This is a genomic window from Streptomyces sp. NPDC014864 (assembly GCF_043081525.1).
GTDB lineage: Bacteria > Actinomycetota > Actinomycetes > Streptomycetales > Streptomycetaceae > Streptomyces.
On record NZ_JBIBWT010000002.1, the window covers coordinates 224,031 to 239,164 of the forward strand.

At 73.4% G+C, this 15,134-nt stretch carries 12 protein-coding genes; 7 read left to right on the forward strand and 5 right to left on the reverse strand.

All coding sequences use genetic code 11. The features are described 5' to 3' along the window. The first annotated feature begins 32 nt into the window (after positions 1–32). From ACF1A5_RS04930 to ACF1A5_RS04950, 5 genes are all read left to right on the forward strand, one after another. On the forward strand, positions 33–347 hold the full coding sequence (locus tag ACF1A5_RS04930) for a helix-turn-helix domain-containing protein (protein ID WP_392191405.1): 315 nt from the start codon (positions 33–35) through the stop codon (positions 345–347). Next, complete coding sequence (locus ACF1A5_RS04935; RefSeq protein WP_392191406.1) at positions 344–1,978, forward strand: helix-turn-helix domain-containing protein; 1,635 nt, start codon at positions 344–346, stop codon at positions 1,976–1,978. Before ACF1A5_RS04930 ends, ACF1A5_RS04935 begins: the two co-directional genes overlap by 4 nt. A gap of 35 nt (positions 1,979–2,013) precedes the next feature. Further along, positions 2,014–2,589 carry a transcriptional regulator gene (locus ACF1A5_RS04940; protein ID WP_392191407.1) on the forward strand — a complete coding sequence of 192 codons (576 nt, stop codon included), beginning with the start codon at positions 2,014–2,016 and terminating at the stop codon, positions 2,587–2,589. A gap of 295 nt (positions 2,590–2,884) precedes the next feature. Beyond that, complete coding sequence (locus ACF1A5_RS04945) at positions 2,885–3,763, forward strand: aldo/keto reductase (RefSeq protein WP_392191408.1); 879 nt, start codon at positions 2,885–2,887, stop codon at positions 3,761–3,763. Positions 3,764–3,971: 208 nt separating this feature from the next. Next, a complete protein-coding gene (locus tag ACF1A5_RS04950; RefSeq protein ID WP_392191409.1) occupies positions 3,972–6,731 on the forward strand; it encodes a SpoIIE family protein phosphatase in 2,760 nt (919 codons plus the stop codon). Between the two features lie 60 nt (positions 6,732–6,791). On the opposite strand, the gene ACF1A5_RS04955 is transcribed toward ACF1A5_RS04950, so the two are convergent. The 4 genes from ACF1A5_RS04955 to mdlC all read right to left on the reverse strand — a co-directional run bounded on the left by ACF1A5_RS04955 (position 6,792) and on the right by mdlC (position 12,835). Next, on the reverse strand, positions 6,792–7,976 hold the full coding sequence (locus ACF1A5_RS04955; RefSeq protein ID WP_392191684.1) for a phosphatidylserine/phosphatidylglycerophosphate/cardiolipin synthase family protein: 1,185 nt from the start codon (positions 7,974–7,976) through the stop codon (positions 6,792–6,794). A 326-nt stretch (positions 7,977–8,302) separates the two neighbouring features. Further along, positions 8,303–9,574, reverse strand: a complete 1,272-nt coding sequence (locus ACF1A5_RS04960) for an MFS transporter (RefSeq protein WP_392191410.1) — start codon at positions 9,572–9,574, stop codon at positions 8,303–8,305. A 182-nt stretch (positions 9,575–9,756) separates the two neighbouring features. Next, on the reverse strand, positions 9,757–11,211 hold the full coding sequence (locus tag ACF1A5_RS04965) for a benzaldehyde dehydrogenase (RefSeq protein ID WP_392191411.1): 1,455 nt from the start codon (positions 11,209–11,211) through the stop codon (positions 9,757–9,759). A gap of 43 nt (positions 11,212–11,254) precedes the next feature. Further along, positions 11,255–12,835 (reverse strand): benzoylformate decarboxylase, encoded by a 1,581-nt coding sequence (mdlC, locus tag ACF1A5_RS04970; protein ID WP_392191412.1) that lies wholly within the window; start codon positions 12,833–12,835, stop codon positions 11,255–11,257. 94 nt (positions 12,836–12,929) lie between these two features. Here mdlC and ACF1A5_RS04975 point away from each other — a divergent pair, with 94 nt between their 5' ends. Both ACF1A5_RS04975 and ACF1A5_RS04980 read left to right on the forward strand, forming a co-directional pair. After that, positions 12,930–13,865 carry a LysR family transcriptional regulator gene (locus ACF1A5_RS04975; RefSeq protein ID WP_392191413.1) on the forward strand — a complete coding sequence of 312 codons (936 nt, stop codon included), beginning with the start codon at positions 12,930–12,932 and terminating at the stop codon, positions 13,863–13,865. A gap of 133 nt (positions 13,866–13,998) precedes the next feature. Then, positions 13,999–14,388 (forward strand): TraR/DksA family transcriptional regulator, encoded by a 390-nt coding sequence (locus tag ACF1A5_RS04980; RefSeq protein ID WP_392191414.1) that lies wholly within the window; start codon positions 13,999–14,001, stop codon positions 14,386–14,388. A 30-nt stretch (positions 14,389–14,418) separates the two neighbouring features. Here the strand turns inward: ACF1A5_RS04980 and ACF1A5_RS04985 are convergent, their stop codons facing one another. Next, a complete protein-coding gene (locus ACF1A5_RS04985; RefSeq protein ID WP_392191415.1) occupies positions 14,419–15,045 on the reverse strand; it encodes a hypothetical protein in 627 nt (208 codons plus the stop codon). Positions 15,046–15,134 lie beyond the last annotated feature (89 nt).

Below are 15,134 nucleotides of genomic sequence, written 5' to 3' on the forward strand. Positions count from 1 at the left end.
GTTCATGGGATACGGGTGGTAGGTTCGGCGCCATGCGGATGACTCTGGCGGACCGGGTCCGGTCGGCGGTGGCGGCTCTGCTGCACGCCACCGGCGAGTCGCAGACCGGCCTCGCGGCCGCGCTGGGGGTGAGCCAGGCCCAGGTGAGCCGCCGTCAGTCGGGCAGCGCGGCCTGGAGTCTGGACGACTGCGAGGCGGTCGCCGCGCACTTCGGCATCGACGTACTGGACCTGCTGGCCGGGCCCACCCGGGCGTCGGAGTCCCTGCCGGACGCCCGCCGGCGCCCGGCCGGACGGCGGGTCCTGCCCGCCGCTGCTCCGGGGACACGGGAGGAGCTGCCGCGATGACGGACTTCGAGGCGATCGACGCGCTGCTCGCCGCGGCCGGGCCGGAGGTCCCCCTGCCGCCGGCGACCGAACGCCGAGCGCTGCGGGAGGGGCTGAACCTCTCGCGCGCCCAGCTCGCCCAGGCCCTCGGAGTGGGTCCGTCCACGGTGGGCGGCTGGGAGTCGGGACGGGACCCGTCGGGCGAGGTCCGGGAGAAGTACGCCTACTTCCTCGAAGGGGCCCGCACCAAGCTGGAGGTCCCGCAGGACGAGGCCGCCGGGACCGCCGATACCCATGCCGCCGATGCCGAGACCGCGCCGGCCACCGCCACTGCGACCGGGATCGGTATCGACACCGTGACCGGAATCGGCTCCGGGACCGAGGCCGGAGCCGGAATCTCGGCCGGTGCCCACGAGGGTGGCGCCGACGAGGTGGAAACCCTCGCGGCGCCCGAGCCCTGCGTCCTGTGCGGAGCCCCGGCCCGCCATCAGGTCGCGGGCTTCCCGCAGCACCTGGACCCCGCCGAGTGCGGCGCACCGGCCCCCGCGCCGCGGCCGCCGCGGCCCGCGACCCCCGTGACGGACCAGGTCGCGCCGGAGCCGCGGCCCGCATCTCCCGCGCGACCGGGCCGCCCGAGGCGTGGTCCCGGTGCGCACGAGCCCGTCCCGGTCGTCCCCGTGGGCCGCCGCGTCCGGGCGGCCTCCGACGCCCCCGACCTGATCGGCCGCGCTGTCGCGGCCGCGCTGGCCCAGCACGGGGGCGACCTGGCGGAGGCCACCGCGGCGCTGGTCAAGCGGGCCATCCCGGACGCCATGGCCCTGCTGGACGAGACACGCAAGGGCGGACGCTACGACGTCGTCGCGCACCCCTGGATCCCGGACGTCCTGCGCAAGCAGAGCGCCCGCGGCGCCGACCAGATCTGGGAGGCCCGCCCCAAGTGGGCCCGCCGCGAGCTCCCGCCCGGCGCCCACGAGGTGACGGCGCTGGACGTCAACGGCGCCTATCTCTCCGCGCTCAAGACCCACCTTCCCATCGGTCAGCTGGAGCACTCCACGGGCTTCGGTCACGACCGCCGCCGGGCCGGGGTCCACCTGATCACCCCGCCGGACTGGGACCACGGCGCCCACCTCCCGAACCCGATCGGCAACCGCGACGAACCGGGCCCGCTGTGGGTCACGGAGCCGACGCTGCGGCTGCTGCTGCGCCTGTCCGGGCCGAAGTACGGTCTGTGCGAGCCGCCGCGGATCCACGAGTCGTTCACCTCGGGCGCGACCGAGAACCTCCTGGAGAAGTTCCGGGTCGCGCTCAAGGACGCCCGCGACCGGGCGATCGCCGAGGACGACGAGGTGACGCTGGAGTACGTGAAGGCGATGTACTCCAAGTTCGTCTCCACGATGGGGGAGTCGAACTACAACCGGGAGCTGTACCGCCCCGACTGGATGCACCTCATCCGCTCCCAGGCCTTCGCCAACCTCTGGATGAAGGCGTACAAGGCGCACGAGGAGGGCCTCACGCCTGTCCGCGTGATGGGCACCGACGAGCTGCACGTGATCGGTGACTGGCGGAATGTCTTCCCGGAGGGCCGGGGAGTGGCCGAGGTGAAGATCAAGGACACGTACACCGTCGGCGAGGACCCCGGTCCGGCCCGGTGACCCGGTAGATTGCGCGCGGAGGAAGGAGGCCTCAGGTGCCTGAGCGCAACATCGAGTTCGGTCTGTACGGCGCCCGGGGCGTCAAGGGCCACGAGGCCGTGGCGCGCCGGCTCGACGCCCTCGCGGGCTACGTCGCCACGCCGATCACGGTGCGCCGAGGGTTGCTCGCCCGGCTGCACTACCTCACCCGCACCGAGCACTCCCGCCGGGCGGCGCGCGAGGCGGGCCTGACGGTCACCGACCGTACGCTCAGGGCGTGGCTCGACGGCAGGCGCCTCCCGTCGCCGGCGAACCTGCACCGGATCGAAACGGCGTACCGGACCGTGCGCCGGCACAACGTCGCCCGCTATCTGCTGGCCCGCCTCAACCGCGAGGGCCGCGGCACCCGGGTGGAGTTCCACCCCCTCAACCAGTCGCAGGTCCCGCGCCCGCGTCAGCGCGTGCTGGAGTACCGCACGCTCAACGTCCGCCACTGGGACCGCATCGTCCGGGCATGGGCCGAGGACGACGAGGCGGCGCTGGAAGACGCCTGGGTCAGCGACGCCGTCGTGGACCTCGGCTCTGAGTGGGGCCAGTACGAGTACGTCACGAGCATCGGCTTCGCCGCCTGAGCCCGCACCCTTTCCTACGGGTTCCTACGCGCCGCTCCCGTTCCTGCGCACCTGAGCCCGCTCCCTTTCCTGAGCGCCGGAGCTTGTCCCTTTCCTATGGGCGGCCAGGAACCGAGGCGGGCCCCGGTGGGCACCGTCGGTGACCGGTGACCGGTGACCGGTGACCGGTGACCGGTGAGGGGAGCGGGTGGCGGCCCATGGGCCGACAACGTTCCTCCACTACCCGCTTGGCCCGCGCCCCGGAAGGGCACCCGAGAAACCTGCGAAGCAGCTCCCTCTTCCACGAAGGCACACCATGAGCACCCCCTCCCACACCCGCCCCGCCGAGGCCTCCGGCACCTTCTCCCTGGGCGGCGACCTACCGGTCCGCCGCCTCGGCTACGGCGCCATGCAACTGACCGGTCCCGGCATCTGGGGCGAGCCCAAGGACCCCGACGAGGCCGTACGGGTGCTGCGGCGCGCCGTGGAGCTGGGGGTGAACTTCATCGACACCGCCGACTCCTACGGCCCCTTCGTCAGCGAACAGCTGATCCACAAGGCGCTGCACCCCTACCCCGACGATCTCGTCATCGCCACCAAGGGCGGCCTGACGCGCTCCGGCCCGGACGACTGGCGACCGGTCGGCCGGCCGGAGTACCTGCGGCAGCAGACCGAGCTGAGCCTGCGCCACCTGGGCCTGGAGCGCATCGACCTCTACCAGCTCCACCGCATCGACCCCAAGGTGCCGCTGGCCGACCAGCTCGGCGAACTGGTGCTCCTGCAGCAGGAGGGGAAGATCCGGCACATCGGCCTGTCCGAGGTGACCGTCGAGCAGATCGGGCAGGCGCGCGAGATCGCGGAGATCGTGTCCGTGCAGAACCTGTACAACCTCGCCAACCGTGACGCCGAGGACGTCCTCGACCACGCCGAGCGCGAGAACCTGGGGTTCATCCCGTGGTTCCCCATGGCCACCGGTGAGCTCGCCCGCCCCGGCGGCCCGCTCGACAGCGCGGCCAAGCAGCACGGCGCGAGCCCCTCGCAGCTCGCCCTGGCCTGGTTGCTGCGCCGCTCCCCGGTCATGCTCCCCATCCCGGGCACCTCCCGGGTGGCGCACCTGGAGGAGAACGTCGCGGCAGCCGAGATCACCCTGAGCGACGAGGAGTACACCGCGCTCGCCGAGAGCGTCGGCGCCTGACCTCGCCGCCCGGCCCGCCGCGGTCCCGCGCCGCAGCGCCGGTGGACGGGCCCGCCACCCGGTGTCCGCGACGTGCCATCGATGATCGCCACGCGGTGCCCCGGCCCCCTGACGAGCGCCTCCCAGGGGGCCGGGGCAGCTCCGGCGGGCGGGGCCCCAGGGGGCATGGGGGGTGACGGTTTGGGTGGGGGGGTGTTAGAAAGGCGAGATGGCAGAGCGTTTTGCCCGGCTTCGACGTATATCGCTGCGCTCGTTGGTGGGGAAGAGTCCGCGGAGTGTTGCCGGGCAGGTCTTCATCTTGCAGGTGGCGTTGGTCGTGCTGCTCGTGGCCTTCGCCGTCTTCGCTCTCGTTCTGCAGTCCCAGCGGGACACCGACTCCGAGGCCAAGCGCCGCTCCATCGCCGTCGCCCAGACCTTCGCGCACTCCCCGGGCGTGAACGCCGCACTGCGCACCCCGCATCCCACGAAAGCGCTGCAACCGCTGACCGAGGCCGGGCGCAGGGCCGCGGGCGTGGACTTCATCGTCGTCATGGACACCCACGGCATCCGCTACACCCACCCGCTGCCCGACCGGATCGGCAAGCGGTTCGTGGGCACGATCGGGCCGTCACTGGCGGGGCGGGTCTACACGGAGAGCGTGCACGGTCCGCTCGGACAGGAAGTGCAGGCCACCGTGCCCATCCGCGACGGCTCCGGCAAGGTGGTGGCGCTCGTCTCGGCCGGTCTGAAGGTCAAGAACGTGACCAATCAGGTGGACCGCCAGATCCCGATCATCCTCGCCGCGGGTGCGGGCGCGCTCGGGGTGGCGACCGGTGTGACGGCCCTGGTCGGCAGGCGGCTGCGCCGGCAGACCCACAGTCTCGCCCCGCTCGAGATGTCCCGTATGTACGAGCATCACGACGCGGTCCTGCACTCGGTCCGTGAGGGTGTGCTCATCATCGGCTGCGACGGACGGCTGCTGCTGGCGAACGACGAGGCCAAACGACTCCTCCAGCTCCCCGAGGACGCCGAGGGCAGGAACGTCGGTGACCTCACGGTCCTGGAACCGGAGACGGCCGCTCTGCTCACCTCCGGACGCGAGGCCACCGACGAGGTACACGTCGCCGGACCCCGGCTGCTGGCCGTCAACCAGCGCCCCACCGGCGGCGACGGGGGCGGCCCCCGCGGATGGGTCGTCACCCTGCGCGACTCCACCGAACTGGAAGCGGTGTCCGGCCGCGCCGAGGTGGCCCGCGAACGCCTCAAACTGCTCTACGACGCCGGACTGGGCATCGGCACCACCCTCGACGTGGCCAGAACCGCCGACGAGCTGGCCCTGGTCGCGGTGCCCCGGTTCGCCGACTTCGTCACCGTGGACCTGGCCGACGCCGTGCTGCACGGAGAGGAGCCGACCGCCACCGGGACCGCCACCGGGATGCGGCGCATCACGGTGTACGGGATACGGGACGACCACCCGCTCTACGAGAAGGGCCGGCTGATCGACTTCCTGCCGTCCACGCCCCAGGCCCGCGGCTTCCGCGCTGGCCGCGCGGTGCTGGTCGGCGACCTGTCGGGCGCCATGGGCTGGCACGCCCAGGACCCCAAGCGCACCGCGGAGATCATCAACTACGGGATCCACTCCCTGATCGTGGCGCCGATCCAGGCCCGCGGCGTCGTCCTGGGCATGGCCAACTTCTACCGCTCCAAGGAGCACGGCCCCTTCGAGGCGGAGGAACTGTCACTGGCGGAGGAACTGGTCGCCCGCGCCGCAGTCAGCATCGACAACGCCCGCCGGTACACCCGCGAGCACGCCCTGGCGGTCACCCTCCAGCGCAGCCTGCTGCCGCGGGCCCTGCCGGAGCAGACCGCACTGGAGGTCGGCTACCGCTACCTGCCCGCCCAGTCGGGCGTGAGCGGGGACTGGTTCGACGTGATTCCCCTGCCGGGCAGCCGGGTGGCGCTCGTCGTCGGCGACGTGGTCGGCCACGGCCTGCACGCCGCCGCCACCATGGGCCGGCTGCGGACCGCGGTGCACAACTTCTCCACCCTCGACCTGCCGCCCGACGAACTGCTTCAGCACCTGGACGACCTGGTCGGACGCATCGACCAGGACGAGGACAGCACCCAGATCGCCGCGGCCGTCGTGGGCGCCACCTGCCTGTACGCCGTCTACGACCCCGTGACCCGGCGCTGCGCCATGGCGCGCGCGGGACACCTGGCGCCCGCGCTGGTCGGCCCGGACGGAGAGGTCACCTTCCCCGAACTGCCGGCCGGCCCGCCGCTCGGCCTCGGCGGCATGCCGTTCCAGACCGCCGAACTGGAGCTCGCCGAGGGCGCCCAGCTCGTCCTCTACACCGACGGTCTCATCGAGGACCGCAGGCGCGATCTGGACGTGGGCATGGAGATGCTGCGGCGGGCCCTGGCCGGCCACCCGGACCGGCCGCCGGAGGAGAGCTGCCGCGCCGTGCTGGAGGAGCTGCTGCCCGAGCGGCCCCAGGACGACGTGGCCCTGCTGATCGCCCGCACCCGCGGGCTGCCGACCGACCGGATCGCCGACTGGGACGTGGCGCCGGAGGCGGCCGCCGTCGCCGGGATACGCGCCGAGGCGGTCGCCAAGCTCGACGAGTGGGGCCTGACCACGCTCGGCTTCACCATGGAACTGGTGCTGAGCGAACTGGTGACCAACGCCATCCGGTACGGCTGCGCGCCGATCCATGTGCGTCTGATCTACGACCGTTCCCTGATCTGCGAGGTGTCCGACGGCAGCAGCACCTCGCCGCACCTGCGCTACGCCGCCACGACCGACGAGGGCGGCCGGGGCCTGTTCCTGGTGTCGCAGATGACCGAGCGCTGGGGCACCCGGTACACCCCGCAGGGCAAGGTGATCTGGGCGGAGCAGGCCCTGCCCACGGGCGACGAGGAGCCGAGCCTGCTCGCCTCCGTCCTCGCCGACCCGGACGCCCCCGACGCGGACTCCCTGACGGCCTGACGGCCCGACGGCCCGACGGCCCGACGAGAGGATCCGAGGAATCCGCGACGGCCGCGGGATTCAGAGGAAGCGGCGGATCGGCAGCACCGCGGCCTCCCGCACCCGCTGGCCCAGCGGACGGCGCCGCCAGCGCGTGGGATCGACCGCCTCGCTCCGTTCGAGGTCGTGGTCGAAGTCCCGGTCGAGGGTCGCGGTGAAGTCCTCGTCCAGGACCGCGAGCATGACCTCCTCGTCGTGCTCCATGGACCGCCGGTTGAAGTTGGTGGAGCCGATCAGCGACGCCACCCCGTCCACCGTCATGATCTTCGTGTGCAGCATGGTGGGCTGGTACTGGCGGATGACGACGCCCGCGTCGAGCAGCGTCTGGTAATGGTGCTGGCCCGCCAGCTGGCACGCCCGCTGATCGGTGTACGGGCCGGGCAGCAGGATCTCCACCGTCACCCCCCGCCGGGCCGTGGCCGCCAGCAGGTCCACGAAGTAGACGTCCGGGGCGAAGTAGGCCGTGGACAGGCGGAACCGTTCCTCGGCGGAGGTCAGCATCACGCGGATCAGCGTCTGCATGTCCTGCCAGCCGAAGCTGGCCGATCCGCGGACCACCTGGACGGTGGCGCGCCCCGGCTGCGCGTGGTCGGTGAACCGGTCGTGCTCGTCGTAGAGCGTGTCGTGGCACTCGGCCCAGTTCTGCGCGAACGCGGCGGCGATGCCGTCGACGGCCGGGCCGCGGACCTGGACGTGGGTGTCGCGCCACTCGCCGGGACCGCGGGCGTCCCCGGACCACTCCTCGGCGATGCCGACCCCGCCGGTGAAGGCCACGGACTCGTCGACGATCAGGGCCTTGCGATGGCATCGGTGGTTCTGCTTCAACGGGGACAGCCGCACCGGCTTGCGGAACCAGGCGACCTGCACCCCGGCCGCGTCCATGTCGTCCAGCAGATCCTGCTCGATCTCCTTCGCGCCGAACCCGTCGAGCAGCAGGCGGACCCGCACTCCCGCCCTGGCCCGCTCGGCGAGGGCCGCGGCGAACTCCCGGGCGACCTCGCCGCGCCAGTAGACGAAGGTCATCATGTCCACGGTGTGCCGGGCCGAGCGGATCGCCTCGAGCATCGCCGGGAAGATCGCGTCGCCGTTGCGCAGCGGGACGAGCTCGTTGCCCTCGGTGGCGGCTATGCCGAGGAGCCGTTCCAGCCGTCTTCGCAGGCGCTGCTTGCGGGCGTCGGCGTCGGCCCGCGCCTCGCCGCCGGGCATGGGGGCGGCGCGCTCGACGAGCCCGATGTGTCCGCCGGCCTCCCCGGCACCCGTGAGATCCGTGGGACGCGGGGACTGCACGGTCCTCGGGTCGTCCACGGTCTTCGTGTCTTCGGCCGCCGGTCGCATGTTCCGCCTCCTGGTGTACGTGCCTGTGGCGCTGGCTCGCGTACGTATACCAGGCAGACCCCCGCCGCAATCCTCACGAATCCGGCTTCCGTGCGCGGCGCGCCGCCACTGCCCCGGCCACTGCACGTGCGACGGCGGCACGAGCCCCCGGGGAGAGACCCGTACCGCCGCCGAACGGTGCCGTGCGATGCGCCGAATCAGACGGCGGGCTCGGCGGCCTGCGCCGGCGCGCTCTCCACCCGCGTGTGCTCCGCCCCGCGCGGCAGGGTCAGCACGGCCAGGAAGCCGAGGACCGCGACCGTGGCGAAGAAGTAGAAGCCCCACGGGTGGCCGATCCCGGCGGCGACCAGGGCGCCGGTGATCGTCGGGCCGACGATCGAGCCGATCCGGCCGATGCCCGAGGCCGACCCGAGGGCGGTGCCGCGGACGGAGGCCGGGTAGTAGTGGGTGACGTAGGCGTACACGAGCACCTGGGCCGAGAAGACGAACACGCCGGTGAGGAAGACGACCACGTCGAGCAGGAGGTCGCTGTCCATCTTGATGCTCAGGGCCGCCAGCATCGCCACCGCGACCGCGAACCAGCAGAGCGTGGTGCCCTTGATGCCGCGCCGGTCGGCGACGAACCCGCCGAGGATCAGGCCGACGACGCCGCCGAAGTTGAGCACGAGGAGCTGGGTGACCGCGGTCGGGACGGGGTAGCCGGCGTCGTTCATCAGCTTGGGCAGCCAGGTGTTGAGGCCGTACACCAGCAGCAGCCCCATGAAGGAGGCGACCCAGATCCCGATGCCCGCGCGCAGGTAGGCCGGCTTGAGCAGCTCGGTGAACGGGACGCGCGGCGAGTCGGCCGCGCCCTTGGCGCTGACGAACGCCTCGGACTCGGGCAGCCGGAACCACTGGACGGCGGCGACGACCAGGCCGACGACGCCCAGGACGTAGAAGAGGATCTGCCAGTTGTCGGTCACCTGCAGCGCCAGGAGCGAGGTGATGACGGCGCCGGTGTGGTAGCCGGTCATCGTCAGCGTGCTGGCCCGTGCCCGTCTGGCGGCCGGCATGTGCTCGGCCATCATCGTGAGCGACACCGGCATGCAGGCGCCGAGACCCACGCCCGCGATGAGGCGGAGCACGGCGAACATCGTGACGGAGCCGGCCAGCGGCACCAGAAGGGTGAAGAGCGAGAACAGCACCACCGACCCGATGAGCAGGATCCGCCGGCCCAGCCGGTCGGCCAGCGGGCCGACGCAGACCGCGCCGATGGCCACGCCGACGAGCGAGAGCGTCGCGACGGTGGTGGCGTCGGCGGCGGTCATGCCCAGATGGTGGGTCTTGAGCAGGGTCGGGATGATGGCGCCGAGGACGACGAGGTCGTAGCCCTCCAGCAGGACGGTGATCCAGCACAGGACCACCGTCCAGCCGTTGCGGCCGGCGGTGCCGGTCTGCGCCGGGGTGGTGGACGGGACAGCGGGTGCCATGAGATTCCCCCCAGGGACGGGAGAGCGGGGGTGACATCACCCCCGGGGACGGGTGCGACGGGGTGCGGAGGAACCGGGGTGGAGTCCACCCCGGAACTGATGGGTGCGCGGGCCGGCTGCGGGCAGCGGGCGGCGCGCCGGAGCGTGGGGGCGGCGGATGCGCCGGACGCGGGGTGCGGGGGTCAGAAGGGGTAGTCGGCGATGTCCGGGCGGACCGTGACCCACTGGGTCTCGGTGAAGGCCTCGGCGTTGGCCGCGGCGCCGCCGAAACGGGACCCGGTGCCGGACGCCTTGACCCCGCCGAAGGGCGCGTTCGGCTCGTCCGCGACGGTCTGCTCGTTGATGTGGACCTTGCCGGAGTCGATCCGGTCGGCGAGCTTCATCGCCGTACCGACGTCCCCGAGGATGCCCACGGACAGGCCGTACTCGCAGTCGTTGACGATCCGTGCGGCCTCCTCCAGCGTCGAGAAGCCGATGACGGGCGCCACCGGGCCGAAGATCTCCTCGCGCCAGGCCGGCATGTCCGTCGTCAGCCCGGCCAGCACGGTGGCGCGGTAGCCGGCGCCGACGGCCTCGCCGCCCGCGGCGACCCTCGCGCCCGCGGCGACGCTCTCCGTGACGATGCCGTGCACCCGCTCCAGCTGACGCCGGTCGATGAGCGGGCCCAGCGCCACGTCCTCGCGGGCGGGGTCGCCCACTGGCAGCGCCTCGGCCTTCGCGGCGAGCGCGGCCGTGTACTCCTCCAGCAGCGACTCGTGGACGATGTGCCGCCCGGTCGTCATGCAGATCTGGCCCTGGTGCAGATAGGACCCGAACGCGCCGGCCGAGGCCGCCTTGGCCACGTCGGCACCCGGCAGCACCACCAGGGCGTTGTTGCCGCCCAGTTCGAGGTGCGCCCGCTTGAGCAGACGTCCCGCCTGCTCGCCGATCGCCCGCCCGACCGGGGTGGAGCCGGTGAAGGAGACGACCCGGACCTCGGGCGCCTCGATCACCTCCCGGCCCACCGAGCCGTCGCCCGGCAGCACGTGGAGGACACCGGCCGGCAGCCCGGCCTCCTCGAAGACGCGCGCGATGACGACACCGCCGCTCACGGCGGTCCGCGGGTCCGGTTTGAGCAGCACCGCGTTGCCCAGGGCGAGCGCGGGCGCCACCGAGCGCAGGCCGAGGAGCAGCGGGAAGTTGAAGGGCGCGATCACGCTCACGACCCCGGCGGGGCGGCGGCGGGCGAACGACCAGCGGGCCTCCTCCGAGGCCAGCACCTCGCCCTGGGGATGGGTGGGCAGCGCCGCGCACTCGAAGCACTCGCCCACGGCGAGCTGCACCTCGAAGCCCGCCTTGGCCCGCACCGAGCCGGCCTCGCGAACCAGCCAGTCGGCCGTCGCGTCGCTGTGCTCGGTGAGGAGCTCGCCCGCGCGCCGCAGTACGGCGGCCCGCCGCTGCGGGGCGGTGGCGGCCCACGCGCGCTGGGCCTCGGCGGCGCGGGCGGCGGCGCGACGCACGTCCTCGGCCGAGGCCAGGCCCACGGTGGCGAGCCGGTCACCGGTCGCGGGCTCGACCACCGGGTGCTCCAGGGCGGAGTCCGTCCAGCCGTCGCTGTAGAACTTCCTGCCCCAGACCTCGTTGTCCAGGAGTGTCATCGGATCGCCTTTCTGCGGTTGCGGGAGCGGGTGCGCCGGGGGTTCAGGAGGGTGTCGTGAGCGCCGTGTCCACCTGGATCAGCCGCGGGTGACCGGGGCTGTCGGAGAGGACGGCCCGCAGCTCCTCGGCGCCGGTGACGTGCTGGGCCCGGACGCCGTAGCCCTCCGCGATGCGGGTGAAGTCCAGGCCGGGGATGTCCAGCCCGGGCGTGTCCGGCACGCCGAGCAGGCCGCCGAACCAGCGCAGCGCCCCGTACGTACCGTTGCGCAGCAGTACGACGGTGAGCGGGACGCGCTGCTGGGCGGCCGTCCACAGGGCGGTGATGCCGTAGTTGGCCGAGCCGTCCCCGATCACGCCGACGACCGGCCGGCCGGGCTGGGCCATCGCGACCCCGACCGCGCCGGGCAGGCCGAAGCCGAGCCCGCCCGCCGCCGGGAAGTAGTAGGAGCCGGGCCGGCGCAGGTCCATCTGGCGCCACCACGATGCGTTGGTCGAGGTCGACTCGACCACGTACGCGGTGTCCCCGGGCAGCTCGTCGCGCAGCGCGGCGAAGACCTGCTCGGGGTGCAGGCGCGGCCCGTCCGCGGTGGGCGGCTCGGGCACGGCCCGGTACGGGTCCCGGGGCGCCTCGGGTTCGCCGAGCACCTTCACCAGCAGTTCGACGACCGCTCCGGGATCGGCGACCAGCGCCTCGCCCATGGGAGCCCGCGCGGCGGCGGAGGCGTCCTCGGTCACCTGGATCAGCCGGGTGCCCTCCGGCAGGTACCGGCCGGGGAGGTGCTCGTGGTAGCGGAACACCGGCGCGCCGAGGACGAGAACGAGGTCGTGGCCCTCGAAGGCGGCACTGACGGGCGCGATCCCGGCGGGCAGCACCCCGCGGAACTGCGGGTGGCGGTTGGGGAAGGGCAGCCGGAACAGCGACGGCGCCGCCCACACCGGAGCGCCCAGCCGCTCCGCCAGCCCTACGGCCTCGTCGAAGTGGCCGTCGGAGTCGATGTCGCCGCCCAGCACGAGCGCGGGCCGCCGGGCCGAGGTGACCTGCTCGACCAGCCACCGGGCCTGCTCCCCGCCGGGCGCACCGGCGCGCCGCACCCGCCGGTCCAGCACCGCGAGGCTGTTCTCCCCGGCCTCGGCGTCCCAGTCGTCGTAGGGGACCGACAGGTACGTGGGCCGCCGCTGCAGCCGCGCCTCGAAGACGGCCTGCGCCAGGGCGCGCGGCACGTCCTCGGCACAGGCCGGCTCCGCGGCCCAGCCGACCAGGGGCTTCATCAGCGCCGGCGCCTCGACGTTGGCGAGGTTCGCCTCCGGGCCCACGGCGGAGCGCACCTGCTGGCCCGCCACCACCACGAGCGGGGTGCGGGAGGCCACGGCGTTCGTCAGCGCGCCCATCGCGTTCCCGGAGCCGGAGGCGGCGTGCAGGTTGACCAGGACCGGCCGGCCGGTCGCCTGGGCGTACCCGTCCGCCATGCCGAGCACCGCGCCCTCGTGCAGACCGAGGACGTAGCGGAAGCCGTCGGGCAGGTCGGCGAGGAAGGGCAGCTCGTTGGAGCCGGGGTTCCCGAAGACGGTGGTGAGCCCCTGGCGCTCCAGGAACTCGTGGGAGACACGACGCACGGATGGCACGGCGTTCCTTTCCGTTGTGACGCCGGACACGCTAGGCAGGCCGCCACATGGACACCAATAGATGTTCCGGCCTGGCGATATAGACTGCGTCTATATGAGGAACTTCGACCTCAACCTCGCGCGCGTCTTCGTGCTGCTCTACGAGACCGGAAGCGTCACCGCCACCGCCGAGACGCTGCACGTCACCCAGCCCACCGTCAGCTACAGCCTGGCCAAGCTGCGGCGGCACTTCGACGACGAGCTGTTCCGGCGCAGCGGCCACGGGCTGACCCCGACCGCCGGGGCCCGCCGGCTGTACGAGCCGCTGCAGCGGGCCCTGGCGGACATCGACGGAGCCTTTCGCCAGGCCGACGCCTTCGATCCCGCCGCCGTGCCGGGCCGATTCACCCTCGCCCTGTCCGACCTGGGGGAGGCGACCCTGCTGCCGCGCCTGCTGGCCGCGGCCCGCGAGCGGGCGCCGCTGGTGTCGTTCACGGTCCGTCCCCTCGACGTGGACGACGCCGAGCAGCAACTGCGCCGCGGGGATCTCGACGCGTTCGTGGCCACCCCGGTGCTGACCTCCCACCGCACCGTGCGGATCCCGCTCTTCAACGAGCGCTACGTGGGCATGGTCGCCGCCGACCACCCGCGCGTGCGGGGCGAGGCGGTCACGCTGGCGGAGCTGGCGGCCGAGCACCACGCCACCGTCTTCGGCCCCAGCGGGCACGTGGTGCCGCGTGCCGTGCTGGCCGCGCACGGGCTCCTGGACCGCGTGGCGCTGGACGCGACCCGCTTCTCGCTGCTCCCCTACCTGCTGGAGCGGACGGACCTGATCGCCATCGTCCCCGAGTTCGTCGGCGAGGTCTTCACCGCCTCCCACCGCCTCCGGCTGGTGCGGCTGCCGTTCGAGACCGAGCCGATCGAGGTGGCCCTCTACGCCCGGCACGAGTCCTCGCGCACCCCCTCGCAGCGGTGGCTGGTCCAGTTCATGGCCGAGGTGCTCGGCGAGCGGGTCAGCCCGGCCCAACTGCCGCCGTATGCCCGGCAGTAGCCGCAAACCCGCGCCCGCGCACCGCCTCGTGCCCCCGGATCGGGGCGCGCGCCCCGGACCGGGACCACCCGCCCCGGAGCCCGGGCCGCGGCGGGTGCGGAATTCCGGCCCGGGCGCGGATGTTTCTACCGGCATGACGGATTCATCCCCTGACGGCCCGCGCTCCGCGCCCGACCGGGAACCGGCCCGGGAGCTGCTGGCGGCCGCACGTGTCGACACGCTCGCCCGGATCGCCGCGCTGACCCGGGAGTTCGACGGGATCGTCGAGGCGAACGCACTCGTGGCGATCGACGACGAGCACGACCCGGAGGGCTCGAGCACCGCCTTCGAGCGAGCCCATGTCGCCGCCCTGCTGGCGCAGAGCCGTGAGCACCTGACCGAACTGGACCGCGCCGTGGAGCGCCTGGACCGGGGCGAGTACGGACGGTGCGCCGGGTGCGGCGAGCCGATCCCGGCAGCACGGCTCGAAGTCCGCCCTGCGGCGACCACCTGCGTGCGCTGTGCGGCCGCGGCACCCCGCTGACGGGGGCCCGGGCCCCGGCGGGACGGAGGCTCAGTAGCGCTGGGCCTTGGCCAGGTAGGCGGTCAGCCTGGGCTCGGCCGGTGCGCGGCTGAACGCGATGGGCTGCTCCTTCCGCCCGGGCTCGAGGTTCTCCGCGCCGACGAAACGGGTCTCGACGACATGGCCGGACGAGTCCTTGAAATCGACCTGCACGGCGTACGACGCCTTGTGACCGGTCTTGTTGGCGATGGTGACCAGCACGGCGAGCACGCCGCCCGTGCGCTCCTTCGGCAGCCCCTGCATGGACACCTCGGAGAGCGCATTGCCTCGGCCCGGCACGTTCTTCAGCTCCCGCTGCGCCGTCGCCGCCGCCCGGACGGTCTCCGCCGACACCGACGCCTCGAACTCCGAAGCCCGGGCCGACGCCGACGAGGCGGCGGCCGAGGCCGAGGCCCGCGCGGACGCGGCGGCAGACGCGGCGGACGAGGCCAGCGCCGACGGCGGCGTGCCCGAGAACGAGGCGGTGTCCGGGGAGGCCGGCGTCGAGCGGGCCGGAGTCCCGGTGTCCGAGCCGCCGCCGCATCCGGCCAGCGCCCCCCACGCCACGACGCAGAGCAGGACGGCCACGGCCGGCCGGGAGAGCGGCCCGCGACCGCGCGGACGGAAGGAGCGGGGCATCGCGACGTCCTCTGATCCGGAAGCACCTGCGCCCATCATCGAGCGGGCGTCCCCGGGGCGCGCTCAGGCCCGGGCATCCGGGTCAACCG